21 protein-coding genes are annotated in these 25,661 nt (G+C 69.1%); 10 read left to right on the top strand and 11 right to left on the bottom strand.

Annotated features, from left to right (window positions below):
- Positions 1-15: 15 nt before the first annotated feature.
- Positions 16-1,809 carry a biosynthetic-type acetolactate synthase large subunit gene (gene ilvB / locus BM013_RS30850; protein ID WP_093132227.1) on the bottom strand — a complete coding sequence of 598 codons (1,794 nt, stop codon included), beginning with the start codon at positions 1,807-1,809 and terminating at the stop codon, positions 16-18.
- Between the two features lie 65 nt (positions 1,810-1,874).
- Between ilvB and BM013_RS30845 the strand changes: the two genes are divergently transcribed.
- Entirely contained in the window at positions 1,875-2,381 is a 507-nt protein-coding gene (locus tag BM013_RS30845; RefSeq protein ID WP_218152712.1) for an Lrp/AsnC family transcriptional regulator, read from the top strand.
- A 50-nt stretch (positions 2,382-2,431) separates the two neighbouring features.
- Positions 2,432-3,088: a hypothetical protein gene (locus tag BM013_RS30840; RefSeq protein ID WP_093132225.1), complete on the top strand. Its 657-nt coding sequence runs from the start codon at positions 2,432-2,434 to the stop codon at positions 3,086-3,088.
- Between the two features lie 25 nt (positions 3,089-3,113).
- Here BM013_RS30840 and BM013_RS30835 read toward each other — a convergent pair whose 3' ends face one another.
- A complete protein-coding gene (locus tag BM013_RS30835; protein ID WP_093132223.1) occupies positions 3,114-4,103 on the bottom strand; it encodes an OmpA family protein in 990 nt (329 codons plus the stop codon).
- A gap of 434 nt (positions 4,104-4,537) precedes the next feature.
- On the opposite strand from BM013_RS30835, the gene BM013_RS30830 reads away from it, so the two are divergent.
- Positions 4,538-4,831 carry a hypothetical protein gene (locus BM013_RS30830; protein ID WP_093132221.1) on the top strand — a complete coding sequence of 98 codons (294 nt, stop codon included), beginning with the start codon at positions 4,538-4,540 and terminating at the stop codon, positions 4,829-4,831.
- 158 nt (positions 4,832-4,989) lie between these two features.
- Here BM013_RS30830 and BM013_RS30825 read toward each other — a convergent pair whose 3' ends face one another.
- Entirely contained in the window at positions 4,990-5,886 is an 897-nt protein-coding gene (locus BM013_RS30825; RefSeq protein ID WP_093132219.1) for a LysR family transcriptional regulator, read from the bottom strand.
- A 148-nt stretch (positions 5,887-6,034) separates the two neighbouring features.
- On the opposite strand from BM013_RS30825, the gene BM013_RS30820 reads away from it, so the two are divergent.
- The 3 genes from BM013_RS30820 (at position 6,035) to BM013_RS30810 (ending at position 9,365) form a co-directional block, all read left to right on the top strand.
- Entirely contained in the window at positions 6,035-6,688 is a 654-nt protein-coding gene (locus BM013_RS30820; protein WP_093132217.1) for a hydrolase, read from the top strand.
- Positions 6,689-6,873: 185 nt separating this feature from the next.
- On the top strand, positions 6,874-7,608 hold the full coding sequence (locus BM013_RS41660) for a nuclear transport factor 2 family protein (RefSeq protein ID WP_218153704.1): 735 nt from the start codon (positions 6,874-6,876) through the stop codon (positions 7,606-7,608).
- Positions 7,609-7,727: 119 nt separating this feature from the next.
- Positions 7,728-9,365, top strand: coding sequence for an alpha-amylase family glycosyl hydrolase (locus tag BM013_RS30810; RefSeq protein ID WP_093132215.1), 1,638 nt, complete (start codon positions 7,728-7,730; stop codon positions 9,363-9,365).
- A gap of 4 nt (positions 9,366-9,369) precedes the next feature.
- Here the strand turns inward: BM013_RS30810 and BM013_RS30805 are convergent, their stop codons facing one another.
- The 4 genes from BM013_RS30805 to BM013_RS30790 form a co-directional block, all read right to left on the bottom strand.
- Positions 9,370-11,712 carry a CocE/NonD family hydrolase gene (locus BM013_RS30805; protein ID WP_093132213.1) on the bottom strand — a complete coding sequence of 781 codons (2,343 nt, stop codon included), beginning with the start codon at positions 11,710-11,712 and terminating at the stop codon, positions 9,370-9,372.
- Positions 11,709-13,469, bottom strand: coding sequence for an ABC transporter ATP-binding protein/permease (locus BM013_RS30800; RefSeq protein WP_093132211.1), 1,761 nt, complete (start codon positions 13,467-13,469; stop codon positions 11,709-11,711). Before BM013_RS30800 ends, BM013_RS30805 begins: the two co-directional genes overlap by 4 nt.
- A gap of 2 nt (positions 13,470-13,471) precedes the next feature.
- On the bottom strand, positions 13,472-14,818 hold the full coding sequence (locus BM013_RS30795; protein ID WP_256221788.1) for a glycoside hydrolase family 15 protein: 1,347 nt from the start codon (positions 14,816-14,818) through the stop codon (positions 13,472-13,474).
- A gap of 77 nt (positions 14,819-14,895) precedes the next feature.
- Positions 14,896-16,191, bottom strand: a complete 1,296-nt coding sequence (locus BM013_RS30790; protein ID WP_093132207.1) for a glucoamylase family protein — start codon at positions 16,189-16,191, stop codon at positions 14,896-14,898.
- Between the two features lie 126 nt (positions 16,192-16,317).
- Between BM013_RS30790 and BM013_RS30785 the strand changes: the two genes are divergently transcribed.
- Positions 16,318-18,471 (top strand): glycoside hydrolase family 3 N-terminal domain-containing protein, encoded by a 2,154-nt coding sequence (locus BM013_RS30785; protein ID WP_093132205.1) that lies wholly within the window; start codon positions 16,318-16,320, stop codon positions 18,469-18,471.
- A gap of 58 nt (positions 18,472-18,529) precedes the next feature.
- On the opposite strand, the gene BM013_RS30780 is transcribed toward BM013_RS30785, so the two are convergent.
- Positions 18,530-19,423 carry a LysR substrate-binding domain-containing protein gene (locus BM013_RS30780; RefSeq protein ID WP_093132203.1) on the bottom strand — a complete coding sequence of 298 codons (894 nt, stop codon included), beginning with the start codon at positions 19,421-19,423 and terminating at the stop codon, positions 18,530-18,532.
- Between the two features lie 90 nt (positions 19,424-19,513).
- On the opposite strand from BM013_RS30780, the gene BM013_RS30775 reads away from it, so the two are divergent.
- Positions 19,514-20,308 carry an NAD(P)H-dependent oxidoreductase gene (locus tag BM013_RS30775; RefSeq protein ID WP_093132201.1) on the top strand — a complete coding sequence of 265 codons (795 nt, stop codon included), beginning with the start codon at positions 19,514-19,516 and terminating at the stop codon, positions 20,306-20,308.
- A gap of 20 nt (positions 20,309-20,328) precedes the next feature.
- Here the strand turns inward: BM013_RS30775 and BM013_RS30770 are convergent, their stop codons facing one another.
- The 3 genes from BM013_RS30770 to BM013_RS30760 are packed head-to-tail and all read right to left on the bottom strand — an operon-like array spanning position 20,329 to position 23,148.
- Positions 20,329-21,294, bottom strand: coding sequence for a Bug family tripartite tricarboxylate transporter substrate binding protein (locus tag BM013_RS30770; protein ID WP_093132198.1), 966 nt, complete (start codon positions 21,292-21,294; stop codon positions 20,329-20,331).
- Between the two features lie 58 nt (positions 21,295-21,352).
- On the bottom strand, positions 21,353-21,760 hold the full coding sequence (locus tag BM013_RS30765) for an AtuA-related protein (RefSeq protein ID WP_256221787.1): 408 nt from the start codon (positions 21,758-21,760) through the stop codon (positions 21,353-21,355).
- Complete coding sequence (locus BM013_RS30760; protein ID WP_093132196.1) at positions 21,757-23,148, bottom strand: acyclic terpene utilization AtuA family protein; 1,392 nt, start codon at positions 23,146-23,148, stop codon at positions 21,757-21,759. The genes BM013_RS30765 and BM013_RS30760 overlap by 4 nt, the downstream gene beginning before the upstream one ends.
- Positions 23,149-23,258: 110 nt before the next feature.
- On the opposite strand from BM013_RS30760, the gene BM013_RS30755 reads away from it, so the two are divergent.
- A complete protein-coding gene (locus BM013_RS30755) occupies positions 23,259-24,176 on the top strand; it encodes a LysR family transcriptional regulator (protein ID WP_093132194.1) in 918 nt (305 codons plus the stop codon).
- Between the two features lie 332 nt (positions 24,177-24,508).
- Complete coding sequence (locus tag BM013_RS30750) at positions 24,509-25,657, top strand: aromatic ring-hydroxylating oxygenase subunit alpha (protein ID WP_093132192.1); 1,149 nt, start codon at positions 24,509-24,511, stop codon at positions 25,655-25,657.
- Positions 25,658-25,661: the final 4 nt, after the last annotated feature.

The following is a 25,661-nucleotide window of genomic DNA, read 5'->3' as shown; positions in this document are numbered from 1 at the left end:
AAGACAAAGAACCCCTCAAGCCTCCTCGTACCACCGGTCCTTCGCCAGCATCACCCGGTGGTGCCCATGCCCCGACGGCATCATCGGGAAGCAGTTCTCCTGCGCAGCCACTTCCACATTGAGGAAGAACGGCCCCTCGCTCGCCAGGCATTCGGCCAGTGCGTCTTCGAGATCGGCCGGGTCGGTCACCCGGCGCGCGCCCCAGCCGAAAGCCTTGGCCAGCGCCACGAAATCGGGCAGCGCCTCGTTCCAGCTGTGGCTCAGGCGGTTGCCGTGGTTCAGCTCCTGCCACTGGCGCACCATGCCCATGTAGCCGTTGTTGCACAGCACCAGCTTCACCGGCACGCGGTGCTGCACCGCGGTCGACAGCTCCTGGATGTTCATGAGCACCGACGCGTCGCCGCTCACGCACACGGCCATCGACTCGGGGTGGCCGATCTGCGCGCCGATGGCCGCCGGCAGGCCGTAGCCCATGGTGCCCGCGCCGCCCGATGTGAGCCAGTGCCGCGGGCTGTCGAAGCGCAGGTACTGCGCAGCCCACATCTGGTGCTGGCCCACGTCGGTCGACACGATGGTGTCGCGCCCGCTCGCGGTGATGGCGCGCTGCAGCGACGACATCAGCTGCTGCGGCAAGATCGCGTCCTCGCGCGGCGTGAAGGCCAGGCAGTCTTCGGCGCGCCAGCGCTCGATGCGTGCCCACCACGGCGCGAGCCGCTCGGGTGCGAAGCCCTCGGCCGGCAGCAGCTCCAGCAGGCCGTTGAGGATCACCGCGCAGTCGCCCACCATCGGCACGTCGACCTGCACCACCTTGTTGATGCTGCCGGGGTCGATGTCGATGTGGATCTTTCGCGCATGCGGGCAGAACTCGTCGAGCTTGCCGGTCACGCGGTCGTCGAAGCGCGCGCCGACGCACACCACCAGGTCGGCCTCGTGCATGGCCAGGTTGGCTTCGAGCATGCCGTGCATGCCCAGCATGCCGATGAACTTGGCGTCCGACGCCGGAAACGCGCCCAGCCCCATCAGCGTGAGCGTGCACGGCGCGTGCATCAGGTTCACGAGCCTGGTGAAGGCCTCGCACGCGGCGGGGCCCGAATTCACCAGCCCGCCGCCGCCGTAGATCACCGGGCGGCGCGCGGTGGAAAGCAGGTCTGCCGCGCGCTGCATCATGGCCTTGGGCGGCAGCGCCGAGCGGCTGGTGCGCAGCGCGCGCAGCGGCGCGGCATCGGACTGCGGCGCGTGGCCCAGACGGTTGAGCTGGATGTCCTTGGGCACGTCGAGCAGCACCGGCCCGGGGCGGCCGCCCGATGCGATCTCCAGCGCGCGGCGCACCAGCGCGGGTACGTCGTCGGCCGAGCGCACCTGCTTGTTCCACTTGGTCACCGAGCGCGACATGCCCAGCGCGTCGCTCTCCTGGAAAGCCTGCGTGCCGATCACGGCGGTGGCCACCTGCCCGCTGATGCACAGCACGGGCACCGAGTCGCTCATCGCGTCCAGCAGCCCGGTGATGGTGTTGCCCACGCCGGGCCCCGAGGTCACCAGCACCACGCCCACGCGGCCCGTGCTGCGCGCATAGCCTTCGGCCGCGTGCACGGCCGCCTGCTCGTGGCGCACCAGCACATGGCGCAGCCGCGGCTCGCCGTGCAGCGCGTCGTACAGCGGCAATGCGGCGCCGCCGGGGTAGCCGAAGATGGTGTCCACGCCGCACTCGACCAGCGTGTCGAGCAGGGCCTCGGCGCCGTTGCGGATGCGCGCCGGCGCTTCCGGGTGAAGGGACAGGGTGTTCGTGAGGGGTAGGTCGAGCAGTCGCATGCCGTCAATTCTTCCGGTTTCGGCGCAAAATATGCTTCTTTCTTTTGGCTCTTTAGGCGCGATTCATGAAAATCAATCGGCAAATCCTTGGCAACGACGATGGATCTTTCGAAGGATCTTTCGACAAGACCGACCTGGCCATCCTTCGCGTGCTGCTGCTGGACTCGCGCAAGACCCTGCAGGAGATCGGCAACGAGGTCGGCCTGTCGCCCACCAGCTGCTGGACGCGCATCAAGAAACTGGAGGCCACGGGCGTCATCAAGCGCTACACGGTGGACGTGGACGCAGCCAAGCTGGGCTACCACGACTCGGTGATCGTGCAGGTCACGCTGGAGAGCCACACCGACGAAGCCCTGTACGACTTCGGCCGCACGCTGGCCACCATTCCCGAGATCCAGGAGGCCTACCTGGTCTCCGGCGACTACGACTACTACCTGCGCATTGCCGTGCGCGACACGCGCGACTACGAACGGCTGCTGCGCGAAAAGCTCTACAAGATTCCCGGCATCCGGCACAGCAAATCGCACTTCGTGCTGAGGGTGCTGAAGGAAACCAGCGTGCCCGTGACCTGAAGAAGCTGCGAACATGGCGGGGCACTGAAATCTCGCCAAAGGATCTTCGGATGTTCGACTTCTTCAAGAAAAGATCTCCGGCCGCCGCCCCAGCGGTGCCAGCCGCCGCAGGCGACGCAGCCGGCGCCGGCGTGCCCGCCCCGCTGGCCGGGCGCGACGGCCACGTCGGCGCCATCGAAGCCCTCACGCTCGACGGCACGATGTACTTCTTCGGCTTCGACTTCCGCAGCGACCTCGTGCTGTCGCCGCTCATGGCCGACCCGGTGCTCATGGCGCGCTTTGCCAGCCGCCACATGGCGCAGCGCGACGGCACGCACGACAAGGCCTACTGGGCAGCGCTGGTCGGCTTTGCACGCGAAGGCTCCGAGCTGTGCAGCAACGACGACGGCCGCAGCTTCGACAGCCGCATGCTCGCGGCCACCCTCGCCCGCCTGGCCCATGTGCGGCGCGAAGGCACGCCCGAGCCCGGCTTCACGGTGGAGTACCACCTGCGCTACCTGCTGGGCGCGGCGGGCGGGTGGGAAGTGCCCGAAGAAGCCGGCTCCGAAGACGCCGACCTGTGGATCTCGCAGATCGCCGGCGAGGCGCCGCTGGCCGACGGCATGCCGCTGCAGGAAGTGGCGGCGCGCCTGCAGCTGCACCTGAACGCGCTGATCGACGCGGCGCCGGGCAACTGGGCGACGCTGTTCGCCGTGCTGAAAAGCTAGAAAGCTGAAGAGCTGAAGCTCGGCCTCAGAGCCGGATCAGCTCGACGCGCCGGTTCTTCGCGCGGCCCGCGTCGTTGTCGTTCGGCGCCACCGGCTCCGAGGCCCCTGCCCCGCGCGTGGTGAAGCGGCGCGGATCGACCCCCGCCTTCACCAGCACCCCGATCACCGCCAGCGCGCGGCGCTTGGACAGGTCGTCGTTGTGCCTGGCTTCGCCCTGCGCGTCGGTGTGCCCCACCACCGACAGCTTCAGCGGCGGGTTGTTGCGCATGAGCTTGGTCATCTCGTCGAGCGTGGGCTGCGACTCGGGCTTGATCACGTCCTTGTCCAGGTCGAACAGGATGCCGTACAGGTTCACGCGCCCCGTCTCGGCCAGGCTCTTCTGCATGGCCGTGGCGTCGACGAACACGATCTTGTTGTCTTCCATCGCCTTGGTCTCGACCACGCGCACGAAGGCGTGGTTGCCGACGTCGGCGTTGTGCTCGGCCAGCGCGATGCTCGCGTACACCGTGCCCGTGGGCCCGGTCTTCTTCGCGAGCAGGTAGCGCCCGCTCACCCCGAAGTAGTTGCGCGCGTAGTCGCCGCGGCTGCCCAGGCGCGGCCACTCGGGGTTGTCGAAGGCCAGCGCAAAGTCGTACGGTGTGTTGGTGTCCACGCTGTTGGGCCGCGGCTTGTAGCAGGAGGCGTTGGCCGTGCCGCAGGTGAACAGCACCTCGAAGCCCTTGGCCTTCAAGCTGGCTTCGTAGTTGCGTTGCACCTCGAGCAGCGAGCGCTCCTTGGGCAGCCGGTAGAGGTACAGCGTGACCTTGCCCTCGACCTGCAGCAGCTCGGGCTTGCCGCCGGCCCAGTTCTGGAACGGCTCCTTGATGAGCCCGACCTCGTCGTAGGCAGCGGCCTTGTAGCCGTCGAGCACGGCGCCTTCGTAGCGGCCGACCAGCGGGTGGTCCTTGGCGGGTTCGGCGGCGAAGGCGGCCAGGCAAAGCAAGGCCGTGGCAGCGAAGAAGGCGAGCTGTTTCATCGGAGACGTCGGGGTGGGCGGCAACGTTGCGGATGCTAGGGCGGGCATCGGCTGTTGGGCATTCGACGGATGGTCTATGCCGTTGCGAGTGCGGCCATGGGCGGCGGTGCCCTCGCCTCGTCGCCGCCTGCGTCGGCGGCGGCATTTGGCAACCATTGAGTCGCGCAATTCGAGACTTACTAGCGCATTCGGTTTCGCTGCCCGCGCCGTGCCTCTCTACAGTGGATGCCCCAGACACTCAAAGCCCCACCCAGTGGGCAAGGAAGGCATCACACACAGCATTTCGAACGGATGAGCCGCAAGCTTCGCGGCGGGCCTTCGGTGCCACACGCATCGGGGCGAATGCGAAGCAGAAAAGGCGACGGCCGGGGCGTATCAGCACCCCAACCGTCTGACCACATGACGTGCAACAACTTTGAAAGAAAGCACACCACATGGCTAAACGAATTATGGCCCGGCGCCCCACGCCGGCACCTCCCGCATCTGCCACATCTGCCGCAGCAACCACCGCCGCGGACACCGCCGGTCCCAGCGCGGTGGACCTCCTCGAAAGCAATCTGGAGCAGCTGAGATCGCTGCTGTGGTGCTGCTACGGCGAGGGCATCGAATGGACGACAGGCGACGGACCGAAGCACCTGGAAAACGTGCTCTGGATCGCAGCCGAACTGGCACGCGAGGCGGCGGAGTTGTTCCAGGAATGTGCGGCTGAACTGCAACCGGCCGCCTGACGCGGGCGGGCCCCGGCTGACGGGGCATGAGCGGCAGGGTCGGTGCGCGGACCCGCGTGAAGTTCGCGCCTGACGCACCCGACGACCCTGCCGCAGCGAGCGGCGATGCGGGCGGTGCCTTGCATCGCCGGCTTCGAACGGCGATGCCGGCTCACCACTCAACCGGCGGCAGTTTCCCCGGGCTGCGGCGACTTGTCGCAATACTCGATCAGAAGCTCGGTGAGCACGCGGATCTTCCGCGCCGGATATTGGCCCGACGGCCGGATGACGTATGCCCCTGCCGGCGGCGGCGGGTGGCGCGTCATGACGGGCACCAGCGCCCCTGAAGCCACATGCTCGTGCGTGAGCCAGTCGGGCAAGTAGGCGATGCCCAGTCCTGCTGCCGCGGCGGCGAGCAAGGCCGTGCCGTTGTCGGCCTTGAAGCGGCCCCGGGGGCGCACCGTGACGATCTTGTCGCCATCCATCAGCTGCCATGCCTCGGTTCCCTGCATCAGCGCCTGATGCTCGAGCAGCGCCTCCGGTGTCTCGGGCGATCCATGCGCCTCGACGTAGTCCGGACTCGCAACGAGCTTGCCGTAGATCGGGCCGACGCGCCTTGCAATCAGGTTGGAGTCCTGCAGATAGCCGACCCGTATCGCGCAATCGAAACCTTCCCCGATGAGATCGACGAAGCGATCGCTGTAGCAGGTCTGGATGTGGAGCCCCGGGTGGCGCCGCCCCATCTCCGCGAGCATGGGCGCAAAGTAGCTGGGGCCGAAAGTCAGCGGCACGGCAATCCGCAGCCGGCCGCTCAGGTCGCCGGCGGGCGAGATGGTTTCCTTGGCCACCTCGATCTCGGCGCAGATCCTGGCGGCGTATTCCTGGAACGTCGACCCGGCTTCCGTGAGGGAAGCGCCGCGCGTGGACCGCGCCAGCAGCTGCACGCCGAGTTCCCCTTCGAGCCGCACGAGCCGGCGGCTCACCATCGACTTGGACACGCCGAGCCGCAGCGCGGCCGGCGAAATGCCCCCTGAATTGGCAACTTCCACGAAGGTTCGAAGGTCTTCAATGTCCATCCAGCGTTCCTCATAACGCGACACAGATCGCCGCAAGATGGTACTACCGCACCCGAATGCGGAACGCAATACTGCGGGCAGGCGACGTCGCTGAACACGCATGTTTCCGGCGACCACTTCGCTCACAACCGCAACAAAGGATGCATCAATGACTTTTCGCAACGGCCTCGCTTCGCTGCTTCGCCCCGAGGACTCGGTCCTCGTTCTGATCGACCACCAGCCCTACCAGCTCGCGAATGTGAACAGCCACGAGCCGCAGATGGTGATCAACAACACGGCGGGCCTGGCGAAGGCGGCCAGGGCCTTCGGCGTGCCGACCATCCTGACGACGGTGATCGCCGACCGCGGGGGCCTGCTGTTCCCGCAGATCACCGAGGTGTTCCCCGGCCAGGAGGTGATCGACCGCACGTTCATCAACACCTGGGAAGACCCGAAGGTGGTGAACGCCGTCAAGGCAACGGGCCGCAAGCAATTGATCATTGCCGGGCTGTGGACCGAGGTGTGCGTCGCGATGCCGACCATCCAGGCGCTCGGCGAAGGCTGGGACGTGACCGTGATCACCGACGCCTCGGGCGCCGTGTCGGTCGAGGCCCACCAGGTCGCCATCCAGCGCATGCTCGCGGCCGGCGCCAACATGATGACGTGGATGGCGCTGGCGGCCGAATGGCAGCGCGACTGGGCGCGCACCGAGCAGGCCGTCGAGCTGACCAAGGTGATCACGCAGCATGCCGGCGGCAGCGGCATCGCGTTTCTCTGGGAGCAGCAACTGCTCAACACGCCCGTGCCTGCCAGCGCTGGGTGATTCGAGCGGGGGGTGGAGATTCGGGGCGCCTGCGTTCCCGAACGACGCGGACCGCTTTTTTCGAGCCTCGTCATCCCCCTTTCACCGAACAGAACAGGACGTCCGTCGCACCAGGGTGCGGCGGTCGGCCCGGGCTACACAGCTCACCCGGGCCTTTCATCATCAGATTCAGAAGGACTCCGAAATTGTCGATCGATCGTTTTCCCGTCGGGCAGGAAATGGATGTCTCCTATCCGGACTTCCAGGTCAGCCTGACGCTGCTGTCCACCTCGCAACTGAAGTTCGAGATCAAGGAAGGGCCGTTCGCGCGGACCGAGGTCGTCGACATCCAGGTCGTGCCGCTCGGCAACAGCATCTTCGCCGTGAGCTGGCAGGAACAGAACGGCGCGACCGTCACGAATGTCCAGGACCACGACCGTGGCCTGGTGCACTCGTATGCCACGCTGCCAAGCGGCCAGTTCATGCGGTTGACCGGCACAGTGGCCGTCACCCGGCCTGCCGACGTGGTCTTCGATGACCGTCCTCGACGCAACAAGGCGTTGGTGCTCGAAGCGATGACATCGCTGTTCCAGCGTCATGACGCATCGGCGGTACGACGCCTCTACGCGCCGGACTACGTCCAGCACAACCCCAACATCGCACAGGGCCGCGACGCGTTGGAGGCGCTTGTCGCCGGCCTGTCGAACACCGTCTGGTACGAGCCCGGCCTTGCCGTCGCGCAAGGCGATCTGGTCGCCATCCACGGCCGCATCCGCGGCTGGGCCGAGGCACCGCAGGTGGTGGTCGATGTCTTTCGCATCAAGGGTGGCAAGTTGGCCGAGCACTGGGACGTTCTGCAGAACGAGGAGCCGTCGACGGCGGCCCTTGGCGGCATCGCGATGTTCGACCCCGAAGAAGGAACCCCTCGCTCTCGGCCTTGAGCCGAATGGGCGGCAGGCGGCGACAACCCGCGCCGCCGCGTTGTGGCGCAGCGGTGCCCCGCGCACTTTCCTTTCTGTAGACAATGGCCCCACCCGACACCGGGCATGAGGGGATCAAGATGTCAGCCGACGACTGGTGGAAGTACGGAATCGTCTATCAGGTCTACCCGCGTTCGTTCCAGGACAGCAACGGCGACGGCATCGGCGACCTCGACGGCATCCGCGCCCGGCTCGATCACCTGGTCTCGCTCGGCGTCGATGCCGTCTGGATCTCGCCGATCTATCCCTCGCCGATGGCGGACTTCGGCTACGACATCGCCGATTTCTGCGACGTCGACCCGCGCTTCGGCACGCTCGACAACTTCGATGCGCTGGTGCAAGAGGCGCACGCACGAGGGCTCAGGATCATCCTGGACTTCGTGCCCAACCACACGTCGGACCGCCATCCGTGGTTCGCGCAGAGCCGCAGCGCACGCAGCGATCCGCGGCGCGACTGGTACATCTGGCGCGACCCGGCGCCGGACGGCGGGCCGCCCAACAACTGGCTCGGCAATTTCGGCGGCCCGGCCTGGGCCTTCGACGCGGCCACGGGCCAGTACTACGGCCATTCGTTCCTGAAGGAACAGCCCGACCTCAACTGGCGCAACCCCGACGTGCGCGCCGCGATGTACGAGGTGCTGCGCTTCTGGCTGCGGCGCGGCGTCGACGGGTTCCGGGTGGACGTGCTCTCCCAGATCGTCAAGGACGCGGACTTCCGCGACAACCCGCCGAACCCCGACTTCGTCGAGGGCCAGGACCCGTTTCTCCGGCTGCAGATGCTTTACAACACCGACCTGCCGGAGGTGCAACCCATCGTGGCCGAGATGCGCCGCGTGGTCGACGCGTTCAGCGACGCACGCTCCTCGCGCGTACTGATCGGCGAGCTCTACCTGCCGCTGCCGCGCCTGGTCGCCTACTACGGACGCAACGCCGAAGGGGTGCTCGAAGGCGTGCAACTGCCCTTCAACTTCGAGCTGATTGCCACCGAGTGGCAGGCGGCGCGCATCGGCCGCTTCGTGCGCGACTACGAAGCCGCCCTGCCCGCCGGCGCCCAGCCGAACTGGGTGCTGGGCAACCACGACAAGTCGCGCATCGCGAGCCGCGTCGGGCCGCGGATGGCGCGGCTCGCGGCCATGCTGCTGCTCACGCTGCGCGGCACGCCCACGCTCTACTACGGCGACGAGATCGGCATGACCGACGTCCCCATTCCTGCCGGTGAAGTGCAGGACCCGTTCGAGAAGAACAAGCCCGGCATGGGCCTGGGCCGCGACCCGGAGCGAACCCCCATGCAGTGGAGCGACGCAGCGCATGCGGGCTTCACGACCGGCACGCCGTGGCTGCGCCTGGCGCCCGACTGGCCCACGCAGAACGTGCAGGCGCAATCAGGTGACGAAGGGTCGATGCTGGCGCTCTACCGCAAGCTCATCGCGTTGCGCCGCGCGCAGCCCGCGCTGAACCGGGGCGACCATGAAGCGCTCGAAGCAGAGGGCGACGTGCTCGCCTATGCGCGCAACTTCGAGGGACGGCGGCTGGTGGTGCTGCTCAACTTCGGCGCCACCCCGGCGCCGATTTCACCGGCGTTGATGCCGCGCCAGCCGATCGTGCTGGCATCGACCGACGCCGCGCGCGCCGAGTCCATCGAGGGGCTCCTGGTGTTGGCGCCCTGTGAAGGCGTCGTCATCGGCACCGCGGACGACCAAGCTCCAGCGGCACCCTGAGCACTCAAGCCTTGCCGGTCTGGATCTCGATGTAGCTGCGCGCATGCCAGCGCACGCGCACCGGCCACTTTGCGTCGGCGATGGTTTCGGAGTTCACGTCCTTGCCGCTGCCGTAGTTGACCTGCCGGTCGGGCCGCCTGTCGAGGCCGATCACCAGCACGATGCGGCTGCCCGCCGCAAGCCTGCAAGCCGTCACGCGCTCGACGGTGAACGCAAGCAACTGACGCTCGCCGGCCCGAAGCAGCCGGCGGCGCACGCGGTGGCCCGCGTAGCTGGCGCGGAAGTCGTAGGGGTCGAACAGCAGTTGGTACTCGCCGCTTTCGGTCTGCTCGTACAGCGAGATGTTGAAGTCCACGTCCTGCCGCGAGGGCGTGATGTCGAACACGCCGCGCAGGCTGCCGAAGATCTCGGTGCCGTCCGGGAACGGATCGCTGACGAAGCTGATGCTGTTGCGCGCCGGCAGTTGCTGCATGCGCAGCGCGTCGGGCCACGGGTCGCGCACGTCGCGCCTGTCGGCCAGGTCGACCGACAGCCGCGCATTGCCACCGCCACCGCCACCGCCACCGCCTTCGGACGGCGACGGCAACAGGCGGTGCGGCTCGTCGCGCTCTGCGGTGTCGAGGTACAGGCGCAGCTGGGCCTGGCTGCGCTGCGGCGCGTCCAGCACCGGCACATGGCGCCACTGGTCCGCGCCCATCACCTGGTAGTTGACGCGGTCCGCCAGCAACGAAGGCTTGTTCGCGCCCTGCAGGACGTGGTCCAGCCACTGGTAGCGCAGCTCGGGCAGGTCGACGCGCGCGACGGGGTCGAGCGTGTAGCCGCGCAGCCTGGCCGCCGTGCCGAGCCGCACCGAGGCCGCGTCGTAGGGGCCGAGCAGCAGCGTGGTGTCGGCCTGCGGCTGGTTGCGCAGATGCTCGTGGTGGTAGTAGAGCGCGCCGGCGTCGCCGCCGTAGTAGCCCGCAAAGCTCAGCACCGGGATGTCGATGCGCGCGAACTGCTCCGCCGACGGCAGGAACTTCTGCCAGTAGCGGTCGTGGCTCGGGTGCGTGAGCCAGGTACGGATCAGCCTGCTGCGCTTGCCCAGCAGGACGCGGTCCACGTCCCAGTAGGGACGGTTGCCGCGGTGCCAGCGCGCGTCGAGTGCCTGCCACATCGCGTCCGGGTCGGCATCGACGTCGGTGCCAGTGCCGGTGTCAGCGCCGGCCCGCACGGGCTCGCCGCTCGCATGCTCCTGCGCCCAGCGGACCATGGCGTTGCGGAAGATCTGCCCGGCCATCGGAAAGTCGATGCCCGGCGCCATCGGCGCGATGGTGGCAATGGCCTTCAGTGCCGCCGGCCGCCTGCGCGCGGCGGCCCACGCGGCGAAGCCGGAGTAGCCGTCGCCGAGCATGCACACGCGGCCGTCGCTCCACGCCTGGCGGGCGATCCAGTCGATGACGGCGGCGGCGTCTTCGCCGTCGTGAACGAAGGGCCACACGGCGCCCTTGCCGTCGGGCGTGCGTCCGCGCACGTACGCCGTGACGCCGACGTAGCCTTTGGCGGCGCTGCGCTGGGCGTCGTCCTCGGCGGGGTCGAGCGTGAAGCGCAGCAGCGTCGCCAGGGCGCCGCTCGCGCGGCCGGGCCGCACCAGGTTCGCGTGGATGACGCCCGCGCGCACGGGAATCCTGATGCCGGTTTCCGCCACGTAGCGGATGCCGTTCTCCGCCGCGAACAACTCGGGCAGCAGCGCGTTGAAGCTGCGGCGCGACTGGTACGAGAGCCAGGTTCGCACGAGCGCCAGCGCATCGTCCTGCGGGAGGCTGCCCTTCGCGCGCCAGAGATCGAAAGCCTGGCGCAGCGGCTCCCTGTACGCCGCCGGCGGAATTTCGAGCCGCGCCATGATGGCCTGCGCTTGCACGTTGTCCAGCGGCGACACCAGTTCCCGGAACGAGCGCGCGTAGGCGTCGGCAAAACCGACGTGCTCGTCCGCTTCGAGCATGCGCGCGCGCGCATAGATGCCGTCGAGGATCGCGCGCTCGACCAGGCCGTCGAAGGGCTTGCCCTGGCGGCGGCTGCGCAGCGAGCCGCTGCTGTCGGAGGCGGCACGGTAGGCGCCGCTGACGATCTGCAAGGCGGTCACGTTGGCCAGGAAGACATCGGTCTCCGCCTCCTGGTAGACCGGCAGGATGCGCTGGGCCAGGTCCCGCATCAGGTCCGCCGTGGTGGCGTCGTCGGGATCGGGCGGCGGGCGGAAGCCGAAATCCGCCGCCCCGGCCGACGCGGCCGCCCCGGCCCACGCGGGCAGCGCCAGCATCAGCCGCATGAGGGCCCGGCGCGCCCGGCTGACGGTCGACTCGGGGTGTCTCATGCTCGCTGCTCCTCGGGCGCGGCGCTGGGCGCCTTGACCAGATGCACCACCTGCGTGAACAGCCGGTCGTGCGCCCCGCCGGCCGAGCCTATGTGGACGATGCCCGTGTGCGTGAGCTTGCCCAGCACGCCGACGATGAGTTCGAGCGTGTCGTCGTCGAACGCGCTGAAGGCTTCGTCCATCACCAGCCAGGGCGGTGCCTGCAGCATCACGCGGGCGAAGCCCAGGCGCAGCTGCTCGTCCATGCTGAGCTCGCTCTCCCAGCGGCCCGTCCGGTTCAGCAAGGGTTCCAGGCGCTGCAGGCCCACGCTCGCCAGCGCGGCCACCATGGCCTCCCTGGGGTAGCTCGCGGGTTCCATCGCATACGACAGCACTTCGGCCAGCGTGCCGCGGGGAATGTAGGGCGTGCCGCGCGGCATGTAGTGGATCGTCTCGCCCGCGGGCCGGCGCACGGTGCCACAGCCCCAGGGCCAGAGGCCCGCGAGCGCGCGGAACAGCAAGGTCTTCTCGGTGCCCGGCGTGCCGAGGATCAGCACGCGCTGGCCGCGGTGCACCACCAGGCCGGGGGCGTCCAGCCGGTCGTGGCCGCTCCAGGAGCGGACCTCGAGCGCGTCCATCGCAAGCGCGCCGGCCTCGCCTTCTTCATAGGCGATGCGGCTGCCGCCCGCCTGCGTCTCCAGGTCGGACGCCAGCATCCGGCGCAGGTCGGACACACGCAGCAGCGTGGCGCGCCAGTCGGCAATGATGCTGAAGTTGTCGACGAACCAGCGCAGCGACGACTGCGCCTGCGTGAAGGCCGCGGCCGCCATCATCAAGCCGCCGAACGACACCTTGCCCGAGAAGTACAGGGGCGAGGCCACCAGCGTCGGCGCGATGATGGTGACCCAGCCGAAGCCCGCGGTGACCCAGGTCAGGTTGGTCAGCCCGAGCACCACGCGCGACGTGGCGCGCAGCACGTCGCCGAAATGCGTGGCGACGCGGCGCTTCTCGTCGCCCTCGCCGCCCGCCAGCGAAATGCCGTCCAGATGCTCGTTGATGCGCGTCAGCGAGAAGCGCAACTCGCCTTCGCGCGCGTAGCGCTCGGCGTTGCGCGAAATCAGGCCGTTGCCGACCCAGTACGTGACCAGCGAGCCGGCCACCGCATAGGCAATTGCCGCCCACAGCATGAAGCCCGGCAGCACGTGGTCCTTGCCGTCGAAGAAGAGGCTGAAGTCCTTGGAGATGACCCACAGCACGCTCGCGAAGCTGCCGAACAGCATCGCCGCCTGCAGCAACCCCACGCCGAGGGTGACCGACAGGTCGCACAGCTTCAGCGTGTCGTCGTGCATGCGCTGGTCGGGGTGGGCGCCCATCGGGCCGCTGGCCTGGAGCCAGAACGCCCGGCGTGGCTGCAGCCACAGCCCCACGAGGTCGTTGACCACCGCCTCGCGCAGCTTCAGCTGCAGGGTTTCGCCCAGCCACCGCTGCCCGACGTTCAAGACCAGCAGCGCGCCCGCAATGACCGCGAAGACGCCCACCTGCACGACGAACTCGCTCAGGTCGCGGCGCGAGATCGCATCGTAGAAAGGCTTGTTCCAGCTGTTGAGCTCGATCTGCCCGTACGCCGTGAGCGCAACGACCACGATGATCGCGCCCATCAGCGCGACAAGCGATTTCGCGACCGGGGACACGCGCAAGGCGCCGAGCAACTCGCTGACCTGGCGCAAGACGCTGGTCCTTGCCGCCGGCTCGACGCGGTTCTCCGGTCGCTCGCTCATCGCTATCGCGGCGCCTGGCAGGCGGCGGCCGCGATGCGGCGCGCCGAGACACATGAAATGAACGCGGCGTGGCTCCAGGCCAGCTGCTTTGCCGAGGTCTGCGCGCCGCTGTGCTGGTCGAACTGTTCCGACAGGTCGCCGCTTGCCGGCGTGTAGGCGCGCACGGTGGCGAGGTAGGCGTCGCCGCGTTCGATCCACTGGGCCGAATGACGTGCATCGCTGCCCGTCTTTCCGCTCGTATGGCCGGCCATGGCCGCGGCGCGGAAACAGAACTCCGCCGCGCCGAGCGTCGAGAAGTAGTACGCGCCGCCCGAGCAGTACACGTCGCCGGCGTACCGCCCCATCGCCGCGCCGCGGCCCGCGGCACGGCCGTGGTTGATCGGATAGGCCGCGTCGAACAGCGCGTCGAGCCGCGCCAGCGTGGCCTGCATGCGCGGGTCGGCCGGTCCATGCGCGGGCTCGGTGCCGAGGCTGTGGATCGCCGAGAGGATCACCGCGATGTCCAGTGCCTTCGGGCTGGGCTGGCCGTCCGCCAGCACGCGTGAACGGTAGTAGCCGCGCGCCGCGTCGTGATCGCCTTCGCCTTCGCCTCGTTCATCTGCCCAGTACCCGTCGAGCAGCTGTCGCACGGCCTGCGACTCCTCCCGGCAGCGTTGCGCCTGCGCCGAGTCGCCCAGCCCTTCCAGCCACGCGGCGCCTTCGGCCAGCGCGGCCCCTGCGACGCGCAGCGTGTAGTAGTGGTGGCCGAGCTCCTCTTCCCAGATGTCGTAGGACGGCTCGCGCCAGTGGCGCAGCGTGAAGCCGATGTCGAAACGGATCAGCGGCGCGACCTCCGCCTGCAGCGCCGCGTCGAGGTGCCCGCCGGCCACCCAGCGCAGCAGCGCCAACGCACGCAGCGGCGGCCCGTCGTGCTGGGGGCGCGCCCATCGCAGCGCGTCGAGCGTGCCGTCGGGGTTCACCCTGGTCTCGGCAACGACGGCATCGGCGTAGGCACCCGAGAGGTCGTCGTCCTCGCGCAGGTACTGCAGCAACTCGGGCGCCACGCGCGCCTTGCGGTCCTGCACCGCGGCCACCGTGCGGCCGTCGAGCCCGTTCACGGCAAGGCTGAAGCGGGTGAAGTCACGCAGATGCCGCAGGGCTTCGTCGCCGATGCGCCGCTCGGCGTAGAGCAGGCGCAGCGCATCGATGACGACTGCGGAGTCGCGAAACCAGTGGAAGAAGTAGTCCGGGTCCGGGTCGTAGTTGCCGAGCACGGGCGAGGCGACGATGGCGCCAGCAATCGGCCGTATGGTCTGGCCGAAGCCCGCGCGGTGCTTGACGATCGACAGCGGCGAGATGCTCGTCAGCATCGCACTCGCCGAACGCGAAAGCTGGCTGTCGAGCCAGGACTCGAAAGCCGGGTCTTGCGGGCTCGCCACGCCGAAGCTCACAGTGCGGACGGCCCGAGATGCGGGCTGCTGAAGTCCAGGGCGCGCAGCCCGGCCTGCACTTCGGGCACGCTCATGAACAGCTTCCACAGCAGGCCTGTGCGATGGTTCTCCATCATCACGACGATCGGGCCCTGGTCGATGGCAAGGAAGGTGTTGGCGAACCAGCCCCGGTCCTCGCAGAACGCATCGACGAAGCCGTAGTCGCGCCACACCCGCTCGCCATGCGCCGTGAGGAAATGCCGCAGCGCCCGCATCACCTCGGTGGGCGCGTACGGCAGGCTGGACAGCGCGGCCGTGGGCGAGATGGTGCCGTTGTCGTTGTTCGGATCGTGCGCGAGGTAGCCGTCGGGGTCGTCGCTGGCGGTCAGGCCCCAGCACGATTCGCCGTAGCCCTTGTGGCCGCGCGGATTGGCGACGCAGTGCGCGTGGTTGACGCGCACGTGGCGGCAATTGAGGTCCCAGTAGTCGGCGTAGCGGTCCTTCAGGCCGTGCGGATCGAGGCCGCAGAACGAGTAGTGCGTGAAGAACAGCGGGCCGCCGTTCGGCGGGCCCAGCGGCAGTTCGATGCCGTGGTACGAGCGGCCGTTGAGAAAGTCCGGCCCCGCCGCAAACCCGCGGTGGTACACCTTCGGATCGATCGCATGGCGCGGCGAGGCCGCGGCCATCAGGTAGGTGATGAGGCACTCGTTCCAGCCGCGCACCTCGTGGTTCATCGCCCAGCCGTGGTTCGGGCTCCAGTGCCAATACAGCACGTCCCGTCCGCCCTGGGTGAACCAGTTCCATTCGACGCCGTGCCACAGCGTGTCGATGTCGCTGCGCAAGCGGCGCGCCACGGCCGTGTCTTCGCTGAAGTACTGGCGCGCGCAGAGCAGGCCCATGCAGAGGAACGAGGTCTCGACGAGGTCGCCCGCGTCGTCCTTCGGGCTCATCGGGATCGTCTCGCCGCTCGCCCCGTCCATGAAGTGCGGAAAGGCGCCGTGGTAGCGCCTGGCGCGCAGGAGTGCTTCCATCATGCGTCCCAGGCGCTCCAGCGCCGCGTCGCGCGTGACCCAGCCGCGCTCCACCGCAACGATCATGGCCATGATGCCGAAGCCCGTGCCACCGATGGCGACCCTCTCGTCCGCCAGGTCTTCGCCCGTGGCGCCGACGAGCGTGCGGCGGTCGAGCGCCAGGCCGCTGGCGGCATCCGCACCGTCCCAGAAATAGCGGAAGGTCTGCCGCTGCACGGCGTCGATCAAGGCTTCATCGGGCAGTGCTGCCAGTGCCTTAGGGTTCCTGTCTTCCTTCTGCACGAACGGCTCCTTTCGTTCTCGTTCCGGGTGTCACGTCTGGTTTCACCGGATCATCGGCCCCATGTGGCCGACGGTTCCCCGCAGCATGCCATCATTAGGGCCCCTGGGTTCTATTCGAAATCCCTGATGAGCCGCATCGATTCCCTCATGGCCCGGATGACGCTGGCCGAAAAGCTGGGTCAACTGACGATGACTGCCTCCGGCTACACGGTCACCGGACCGGTGCTCGCGGGAGACTCCACGCAGTCGATCGTCGACGGCACCGTCGGCAACCTGCTGAACATGGTCGGCGCCGGCCCGACGCACGAGATGCAGCGGCTGGCCGTCGAGAAGTCGCGGCTCGGTATTCCGCTGCTGATCGGCCTGGACATCATCCACGGCCACCGCACGCTCTTTCCGATCCCGCTCGCGGAGGCCGGCACCTTCGACGACGGCCTTTGGGAACGCACGGCGCGCGAGGCCGCGCGCGAAGGCGCGGCCGACGGCCTGGCGATGACCTTCGCGCCGATGCTCGACGTGTCGCGCGATCCCCGCTGGGGCCGCACCGCGGAAGGCCCCGGCGAAGACCCCTGGCTGAACGCACGCATCGCGCAGGCCAAGGTGCGCGGCTTCCAGGGCGCCGACCTGTCGTCGGCCGAGTCGCTGGCCGCCTGCGCGAAGCATTTCGTCGCATACGGCGCCGTCACCGCGGGGCGCGAGTACGCCGCCGTGGACATCTCCGAGCGCACCTTGCACGAGGTGCACCTGCCGGGCTTCGCGGCGGCGGTGCGCGCCGGCGTGGCGACGCTGATGCCCGCCTTCACCGATCTCAACGGCGTCCCGATGACGGCGCACATCCCCTTGCTGCGCGACTGGCTGCGCGGCGAGATGGGCTGGGACGGCGTCATCGTCAGCGACTACAACGCGATCGCGGAGCTGATCAAGCACGGCGTCGCGGCCGATCTCGTCGACGCCGCGGTGCTGGCGCTGAAGGCCGGCGTCGACATCGACATGATGGCCGACGCGTACCGCAAGGGCCTGCCTGTCGCGCTCGAGCAGGGACGCGTGACGATCGAGGAGATCGACGCGAGCGTGCGCCGCGTGCTGCGGCTCAAGGAGCAGCTCGGCCTGTTCGACGACCCCTACCGCCGCGGCGCGACACCGGAGGCCGCGGCAGTTGTCGCCGAGCGGCGCGCGCTGGCGCGCGAGGCCGGGCGCAAGGCCATCGTCATGCTGAAGAACGCGCAAGACGCCCTGCCCTTGCCCGCTGCGGCAAAGGCCCTGTGCGTCATCGGCCCGCTGGCCGACGCGACCACCGAGATGAAGGGCCCGTGGTGGGGCGCCGGCGAACACGAGCCGGCCACCAGCGTGCTCGCCGGCTTGCGCGCCGCGCTGCCGCAGGCCGACATACGGCATGCGCCCGGTGTTGCCATCGAGGACATCGGGGGCGTCGACGACAGCGGCATCGAAGCGGCCGTCGCGCTGTGCGATGGCGCCGACGCCGTCGTGCTGTGCCTGGGCGAGCGTGCCACGATGAGCGGCGAGGCGGCGAGCCGTGCCACGCCCGCACTCCCCGGCCGTCAACAGGCCCTGGCCGAAGCGGTGATCGCGCGTGCACACGCGCTGGGCATCCCCGTCGTCGCCGTCCTGTTCTCGGGCCGCCCGCTCGTCGTCCCCTGGCTGGCCGAACACGCCGATGCGCTGCTCGCTGCGTGGTTCCTCGGCACCGAGGCCGGCCATGCGATCGCCGACGTGGTCACGGGCCGGGCAACGCCAGGCGGCCGCACGCCGATGAGCTGGCCGCGCGCCGTCGGGCAGGTGCCGGTCTACTTCGGCCAGCGTCCCAGCGGCCGGCCGATGAACGCCGCCGACTACTTCACGAGCAGGTACCAGGACGTCGAGAATTCGCCGCTGTATGCCTTCGGCCACGGCCTGAGCTACGGCCGGTTCGTCTACGACGCGCTCCAGGTCGAGCCGCGTCGCGTGAGCGAGCAGGACACGCTGAAGATCAGCGTCGGTCTGCGCAACGTGGGCGCGCGCGAGGCTGAAGAAACGGTCTTCCTGTTCGTTCGCGGCAAGCTGGGCCGTGTCACCCGGCCGCTGCTGGAACTCAAGGGCTACGCGAAGCTGCGATTGATGCCCGGCGAAGCCGGCGAAGTGAACCTGCAGTTGCCGGTGGCCGAGCTGCGCTACCTCGGGCCGGACCTGCAGCCCTTGTTCGAGGCGGGCGAAGTCGAGATCCTCGTCGGGCCGAGTGCCGAGCCATCGGGGTTGCTGCGCCAGACCATCGAGTTGCATTGAACCCCGGGCAATCCCGCTCGAAGCTTTTCCTTGCCGTGGCGCATCGGCCCGCAGGTCTTCACAAGCTTTCCGCGATCCGCTCGCGCAGCCACCGGTGCCCCGGGTCGCGGTGCCGGCGCTCGTGCCACAGCATCGCCATCTCGTAGCCCGGCACCTCCAGCGGCGCCTCCACCACCCTTAGCCCCGGTGCGCCGCGCGCGAGCCGCTCGGGCAGCATCGCGACCATGTCGGTGGAGGCCAGCACCGACATCATGAAAAGAAAGTGCGGCACCGACAGCGCCACGCGCCGCGTGAGCCCTTTCTCGGCCAGCGCGTCGTCGGTCGGCCCGACGAAGCCGCCGCCGCCCAGCGACACCACCACGTGCTCCAGCGCGCAGAACTGCGCGAGCGTGGGCCGCCGCTTCAAACGCGGGTGCCCTGCCCGCCCGGCCAGCACGTAGCGCTCGTGGAACAGCACGCGCCGGTGCAAGCCGGGCGGCGCGCCCACGCTGGTGTGAAAGAACAGGTCGATCTCCGCCTGCTCCAGCTGCCGCGCCATGCGTGACGGCACCGCCTCCACCACGGCCAGCCGGGTGTTCGGCGCCTCGGCGCGCAGCCCGGCCAGCGCCGGCAGCAGGATGGCCGACTCGGCATAGTCGGCCGCTGCCACGCGCCACGTGGTGGTCGCCTCGGCCGGATCGAAGGGTTGGGTGGGCGCCACCGCGCGGCCCAGCGATGCGAGCGCCTCGCGCAGCGGTTCGCGCAACTCGTCGGCGCGTGCCGTGGGCCGCATGCCGCGCTGCGCGGGCACCAGCAACGGGTCGCCGAACACCTCGCGCAGCTTGGCGAGTTGCACGCTCACCGAGGGCTGCGACAGGTTCAGGCGCTCGGCGGCGCGGGTCACGTTGCGCTCGGCCAGCAGGGTGTCGAGCGTCACCAGCAGGTTCAGGTCGAGGCGGCTGAAATTGTTCATGGCAATTCCTGGGATTCAAACTATTCATTTCCAATATATCGCCACGGCACCTAACCTGAGGCCATCTTCACTCGAACCCCTGCAAAAACCGTGAACATCCTGCTGGTCCTCGCCCATCCCGAAACCGCGTCGCTCAACGGCGCGCTGCACCGCTTCATGACCGAACGCCTCGCGGCCGCCGGCCACACCGTGCGCACATCCGACCTGTACGCCATGCGCTGGAAGCCCGCGCTCGACGCCGACGACTTTCCCGCGCGCGACGCCGCCGCGCGCTTCGACCCTTCAATGGATTCGCTGCACGCCTTCGAAGCCGGCACGCAGACGGCCGACGTTGCCGCCGAGCAGCAGAAGCTGCTGTGGGCCGACGCGGTGATCCTGCAGTTTCCGCTGTGGTGGTACTCGATGCCCGCGATCCTCAAGGGCTGGGTCGAGCGCATCTATGCCTATGGCTTCGCCTACGGCGTGGGCGAGCACTCGGACACGCACTGGGGCGACCGCTTCGGCGAAGGCACGATGGCCGGCAAGCGCGCCATGCTGGTGGTGACGGCCGGCGGCTGGGAGTCGCACTACGCGCCGCGCGGCATCAACGGGCCGATGAACGACCTGCTGTTTCCCATTCACCACGGCATCCTGTACTACCCCGGCTTCGACGTGATGCCGCCGTACGTGGTGCATCGCACGCACAAGGTGGATGCCGCTGCGTACGCGCGCATCACCGGGGAACTGGGCGAGCGGCTCGACACGCTCTTCACCGCCGACCCGATTCCGTTTCGCCAGCAGAACGCCGGCGACTACGAGATTCCCGCGCTCACCCTGCGGCCCGACATTGCGCCGGGGCAGGCAGGCTTCGCGGTGCACAGCGCACCGGCCGCAAGCCGGGGCTGAGCGTTCAGCCTTGTTCGACCTTATTCGGCCTCGATACCCGCCGCCTTCACGATGCGGCCCCACTTCTGCGACTCGCCCGCCTGGAACTTGCCCAGCTCTTCGGGCGAGCCCGTGAACACCTCGGTGCCGGTCGGCTCGTAGAAGGCGGTCCTGGCGGCCTCGCTCTTCGCGGCCTTCACCAGCAGTTCGTTCAGGCGCTTGACCACGGCGGGCGGCGTCTTGGCGGGCGCGTAGGCGGCGAACCAGTAGCCCATTTCATAGCCCTTCACGCCGGCTTCGGAAATGGTGGGCACGTCGGGCGCGAGCGGCGAGCGCGCCGAGCTGGAAACGCCCAGCGCGCGCAGCTTGCCGGCCTTCACCTGCGGCAGGCCAGTGGCCGTGTCGGTGATCATCATGTTGATCTGGCTGCCCAGCAGGTCGGTCACGGCCAGCGTGTTGCTCTTGTAGGGCACGTGCAGCAGCTTGATGTTGGCCATCTGCTGCAGCAGCTCGCCGGCCATGCGGCTCGACGAACTGCCGCTGCCGAAGCTGTACTTGCCCGGGTCCTTCTTGGCGAGCGCGATGAACTCGCCCACGTTCTTCGCGGGGAACGCGGGGTTCACCACCATGATCTGCCCGCCCTTGCCCAGCGCGGCAACGGGTGCGAAGTCTTTCACCGGGTCGTAGGGCAGTTTCTTGAACAGGTGCTCGTTGGCCGCGTGCGTGGTGTTGGTGGTGATGAGCACCGTGTAGCCGTCGGCGGGCGCCTTGGCCACGGCCTGCGAGGCGATGAAGCCGCTCGCGCCGGCCTTGTTGTCGATGATGACGGCCTGCTTGGTCTCGGTGGCGATCTGGTTGCCCAGCGCGCGCGCGATCTGGTCGGTGGCGGTGCCGGCCGCGAACGGCACGACGAAGGTGATGGCCTTCTCGGGGAAGGCCTGCGCGTGGCCCAGCAGCGGCACCAGGGCCAGCGCGGCGGTCAGCACGGTGAGGGGAAATCGCTTCATTTTTTTGTCTCCGTATGGGATGAAATGGAAATGGGTCGGTGGGAAAAGGGAAGGCGCGTCAGGGCCCGGCCAGCAAGGGCTCCAGCGAACGCGGCACGCGAACGGGCATGTCCAGCAGCAGGAACGACAGCGACTTGCCGTGCGTGTCGAGGTTGAGCGCGTCGTTGACGCCGCCGTCGAGCACCGCGTCGAGCACGAAGTTCATCGCGTGCAGCTTCGGCAGCAAGAAGCGCTGCACCCGCGAGGGCGCGCGGTAGCGAAACTGCGCGGCCACGCGCTCGGGCGTGACCTGCTCGGCCAGCACGGCATACAGGTCGGCGTGCCAGGCGATCACGCTGATGTTGGAGCGGTCGCCCTTGTCGCCGGTGCGGCCGTGCGCGGCGCGGTACAGCGGCACTTCGATGGTGTCCGCGGCGCAGTTGGCGTCATCGGTGTCGTTGATGTTAGTGGTGTCGGTGGTGTTCATGCGAGCGCCTCCGCGTCGAGCATTTCGAAACGCACCGGCACCGCTTCGCGCGGCAGCAGGCACGACAGCGTGTTCAGGCGCGGCGTGAGCGCGGTGCGCACACCGCCGCCGCCCGCCGGGCCGCAGGTGTAGAGCGCCATCACCTCGCGCCCCAGCCGCTCGGCCTGCGCGCGCTCGGCATGCGTGGCCGCGACGCGCAGGCGCACGTCGCGCAGCCCGCTGTCGGGCGTGGCGGCCAGCGCGCGGCCGGCGTCGTCGCCGAGGATGCTGAGCGCGCCGATCAGGTCCACGCGCAGCGTGAGGCCCTGAAGCCGCTTGCGCAGCACGTCGGCCGCGAGCCGCGCCCGCGCTTCGGCGCGCGGGCCGGCGTAGGAGATTTCGCCCTCGGCCAGCCAGCCGCCTTCATGGCAGACGTTGACCTTGTAGCTGCCCGGGCGCTCATGCCCGCGCACGCCCGAGAGTTCGACGCGTTCGGTGCCGGGCAGCGCGCGCACTTCGGAGTCGGCGATGTCGGCGACCACGTCGGGCGTCAGGTAGGCGGCCGGGTCGTGCACTTCGTAGAGCAGCTGTTCCTTCACCGTCGCCTCGTTTACGAGCCCGCCGGTGGCGTCGGCCTTGCCGATGGTGCAGCGGCCGTCCGCGTCGATCTCGGCGATGGGAAAGCCCACCGCCTCCAGCCCCGGCACGTCCTTGTAGCCGGGGTCGGCAAAGTAGCCGCCGCAGACCTGCGCGCCGCATTCGAGCAGGTGGCCGGCCATGGTGGCGCGGCCCAGGCGGTCCCAGTCGTCGGCGCGCCAGCCGAAGTGCGACATGGCGGGCCCCACCGTCAGAGACGGGTCGGCCACGCGGCCGCACACCACGATCTGCGCGCCCGCGTCGAGCGCCGCGGCAATGGGTTCGGCGCCGATGTAGGCGTTGGCGCTGACCATGCGGATGCCGTCCATCTGCGTGCCCAGCGCCTGGTTCAGCAGCGCGCGGTATTCGGGGCCCGAGAGGTCGTCGCCTTCCACCACCGCGATGCGCGGTGCACCGGCCCCCAGCTCGCGCGCCATCCGGGCGATGTGCCGCGCGGCCGCGCGCGGGTTGGCCGCGCCGAAGTTGCTCACGATGCGGATGCCGTGCGCCAGGCAGCGCGCGAGCACGGGGCGCAGCATGTCGTCGAGCAGCGGCTCGTAGCCCGCGTCGGGGTTGTCGCGGCGGCGCAGCTGGGCCAGTGCCAGCGTGCGCTCGGCCAGCGTCTCGAAGATCAGGAAGGCGCGCTGGCCCGCGGGCGCGCCGGCCATCCGCGCGATCAGCGTGTCGACCACCGGACCGGCGGCGTCGGTGCGGTCGCCCGAGAAGCCGGCGGCACACCCGATCAACAGCCTGGACGGATCAATGGAGTTCATTGGCGTGCACTGTAGGCAGCGCCCCGTCATCCGTAAAATCGAAAATACGGATCGATTGATCTGCTTTTCAAATAGCCGAACCCTCCCACATACCTCATCGGAAAGACGCCATGAGAAAGACGCCCGACCTCTCCACGCGGCAGCTGCGCGCCTTTCTCGCGCTGACCGAGCAGCGCAACTTCACCCGCGCCGCGCAGGCGAGCCACCTGTCGCAGCCCGCGTTCAGCGCGCTCATCCGCACGCTCGAGGATGCGCTGGGCACGCGCCTGTTCGACCGCGACACGCGCAGCGTGCAGCTCACGCCCGAGGGCCGGTTGTTCGAGAGCTCGGCGCGCCGGTTGCTCGAGGACATGGGCAGCGCGCTGAGCGACCTTGCCGACCATGTGGAGCGGCGCACGGGCCGCGTGCGCGTGGCCGCGCTGCCTTCGCTCGCGGCGGGCTGGCTGCCGGCGGTGTTCGCGGAGTTCATGCAGGCCTGGCCCGGCATCCGCATCGACCTGGACGACGCGCTCTCCGACGCCTGCATTGCCCACGTGCGCAGCGGCCAGGCCGACTTCGCGCTCGCGGCCTCGCGCGCCGGCGGCACCGCCGACAGCGACCTGCGCGCGCGCAAGCTCTGCAGCGACCGCTTTCACCTGGTGTGCCGCGCCGACCATCCGCTGGCACGCGAACCGCGGCTCACGGTGAAGAAGATCGCGCCCTACCCCTTCATCCAGATGGCGCGCAACAGCAGCGTGCGGCAGGCGCTGGACGCGGCGCTGCACCCGCAGCGCCTGAACGCGGTGTTCGAGGTGGAGCACCTGGCCACCGTCATGGGGCTGGTCGAAGCCGGGCTGGGCATCAGCGTGGTGCCCGCGCTCACGCTGTTCCACTTCCAGCGCGAGACGCTGGTGACGCGCCCGCTGCCGGTGGCCGCGCTCACGCGCACGCTGTACCTGGTGCAACGCCGCGAAGGCAGCCTGTCGGTGGCGGCGCAGACGCTGCACGACCTGATCGTGGCGCGGCTGGGGTCGCTGCGGCTGGATTGAGGCGCCATCCGGCAGTTGCTGGCGCGTGTTCACCGAGTACACGTACGGGTCGTGAACGACGGCGCCGATCTTCTCGCCCTTCGGCCATGCAGATGTGCTGCAGCACAAGGCCTTCGGGCGCATTCATGCGCAGTGGAAAGTCGTTCATCGGTGCTCCCTTTCTTTTCTTGATGAAGCCGGCAAACCCGGCTTTGCCATCGCAGGGCCGCGCCCGCGCGTGACCAGTTGAAGCAAGCCACCGGGCGCGGCGCTCGCCACAATGGCCGCACCACGCCACATCCCGTCCGTCCCCCCAAACGACCCCACGGAGGCCACTTCGATGGCACACGCGCATGCAGCATGAAGAACAGATCGCATTGATCCGGCGCGCGCTCGCGCTCATCGACACCGGCGGCAGCGAGCGCGGCGAGCCGGCCGTGAGCCCGGTGTCGCGCTACCTCGACCCGGAGCGCCACGAACAGGAGGTGGCGCGCATCTTCAGGCGCCATCCGCTCGCGCTGTGCCCCTCGGCCTCGCTGGCGAACGCGGGCGATTCATTCGCCATCGACGTGGCGGGCCTGCCGCTGCTGTTCGTGCGCGGGCCGGACGGCAAACTCTCGGGCTTCGTCAACGCCTGCCGCCACCGCGGGGCGCGGCTCAAGCCGCCCGGCGCGTCGAGCCAGCGCGCGCTCGTGTGCCCGTACCACAGCTGGACCTATGCGCTCGACGGCACGCTGCGCGGCCGCCCCGCGGAAGAAGACTTTCCGCATGCGCCGGCCTCGGCGTGCAGCCTGGCACGCGTGCCGGTCGCCGAAGCGCTGGGTTTCGTGTGGGCCATTCCGCGCGCGGTGGCCGAGGGTGAGAGCACCACGATCGACATCGGCGCCTGGCTCGGCCGCTTCGGCGCCGACCTGCGCTCCTGGGGCTACGACAGCTGGCAGCCCTTTCACGAGCACGCGTTCGACAACGCGGCCAACTGGAAGATTCCGTTCGAGGCGAACCTGGAGACCTATCACTTCCAGTACGCGCACCGCAACAGCATCGCGGCGCTTTTCTACGACAACCTGCTGATGGCCGACCACGACCGCCAGCACCACCGCCTCTTCCTGCCCAAGCGCAGCATCGAAAGCCTGCGCGGCACACCCTCGCAGGAGTGGCGGGTGGGGCCGCACTCGAACATCATCTACTTCTTCTTTCCGGCGACCTTCATCCTGCACGAAGGCGACCATGCCAACGCCTTCACCGTGCTGCCGGAGTCGCCGGGCCGCTCGCGCGTGATCGCGAGCACGCTGATTCCGGAGCTGCCGAAGACGGAGAAGTCGCAGAACCACTGGCGCAAGAACGTGGCCTCGTTCTGGGGTGCGCTCGACGAAGACTTCGCGCTCGGCGTGTCGGCACAGTCGACGCTGGCGAGCGGTGCGCAGCCGTCGCTGTACTTCGGTGCGACCGAGTGGTGCTCGGCCAGATTTCACGCCGACGTGGAGGCGGCGCTGCGGGCCTGAGCAA

Origin of the sequence: Variovorax sp. OK605, assembly GCF_900115445.1 — a bacterium.
Lineage (GTDB): Bacteria > Pseudomonadota > Gammaproteobacteria > Burkholderiales > Burkholderiaceae_C > Variovorax.
Note: the sequence above shows the minus strand (reverse complement) of the source record. Positions and strands in the feature narration are given on the sequence as shown.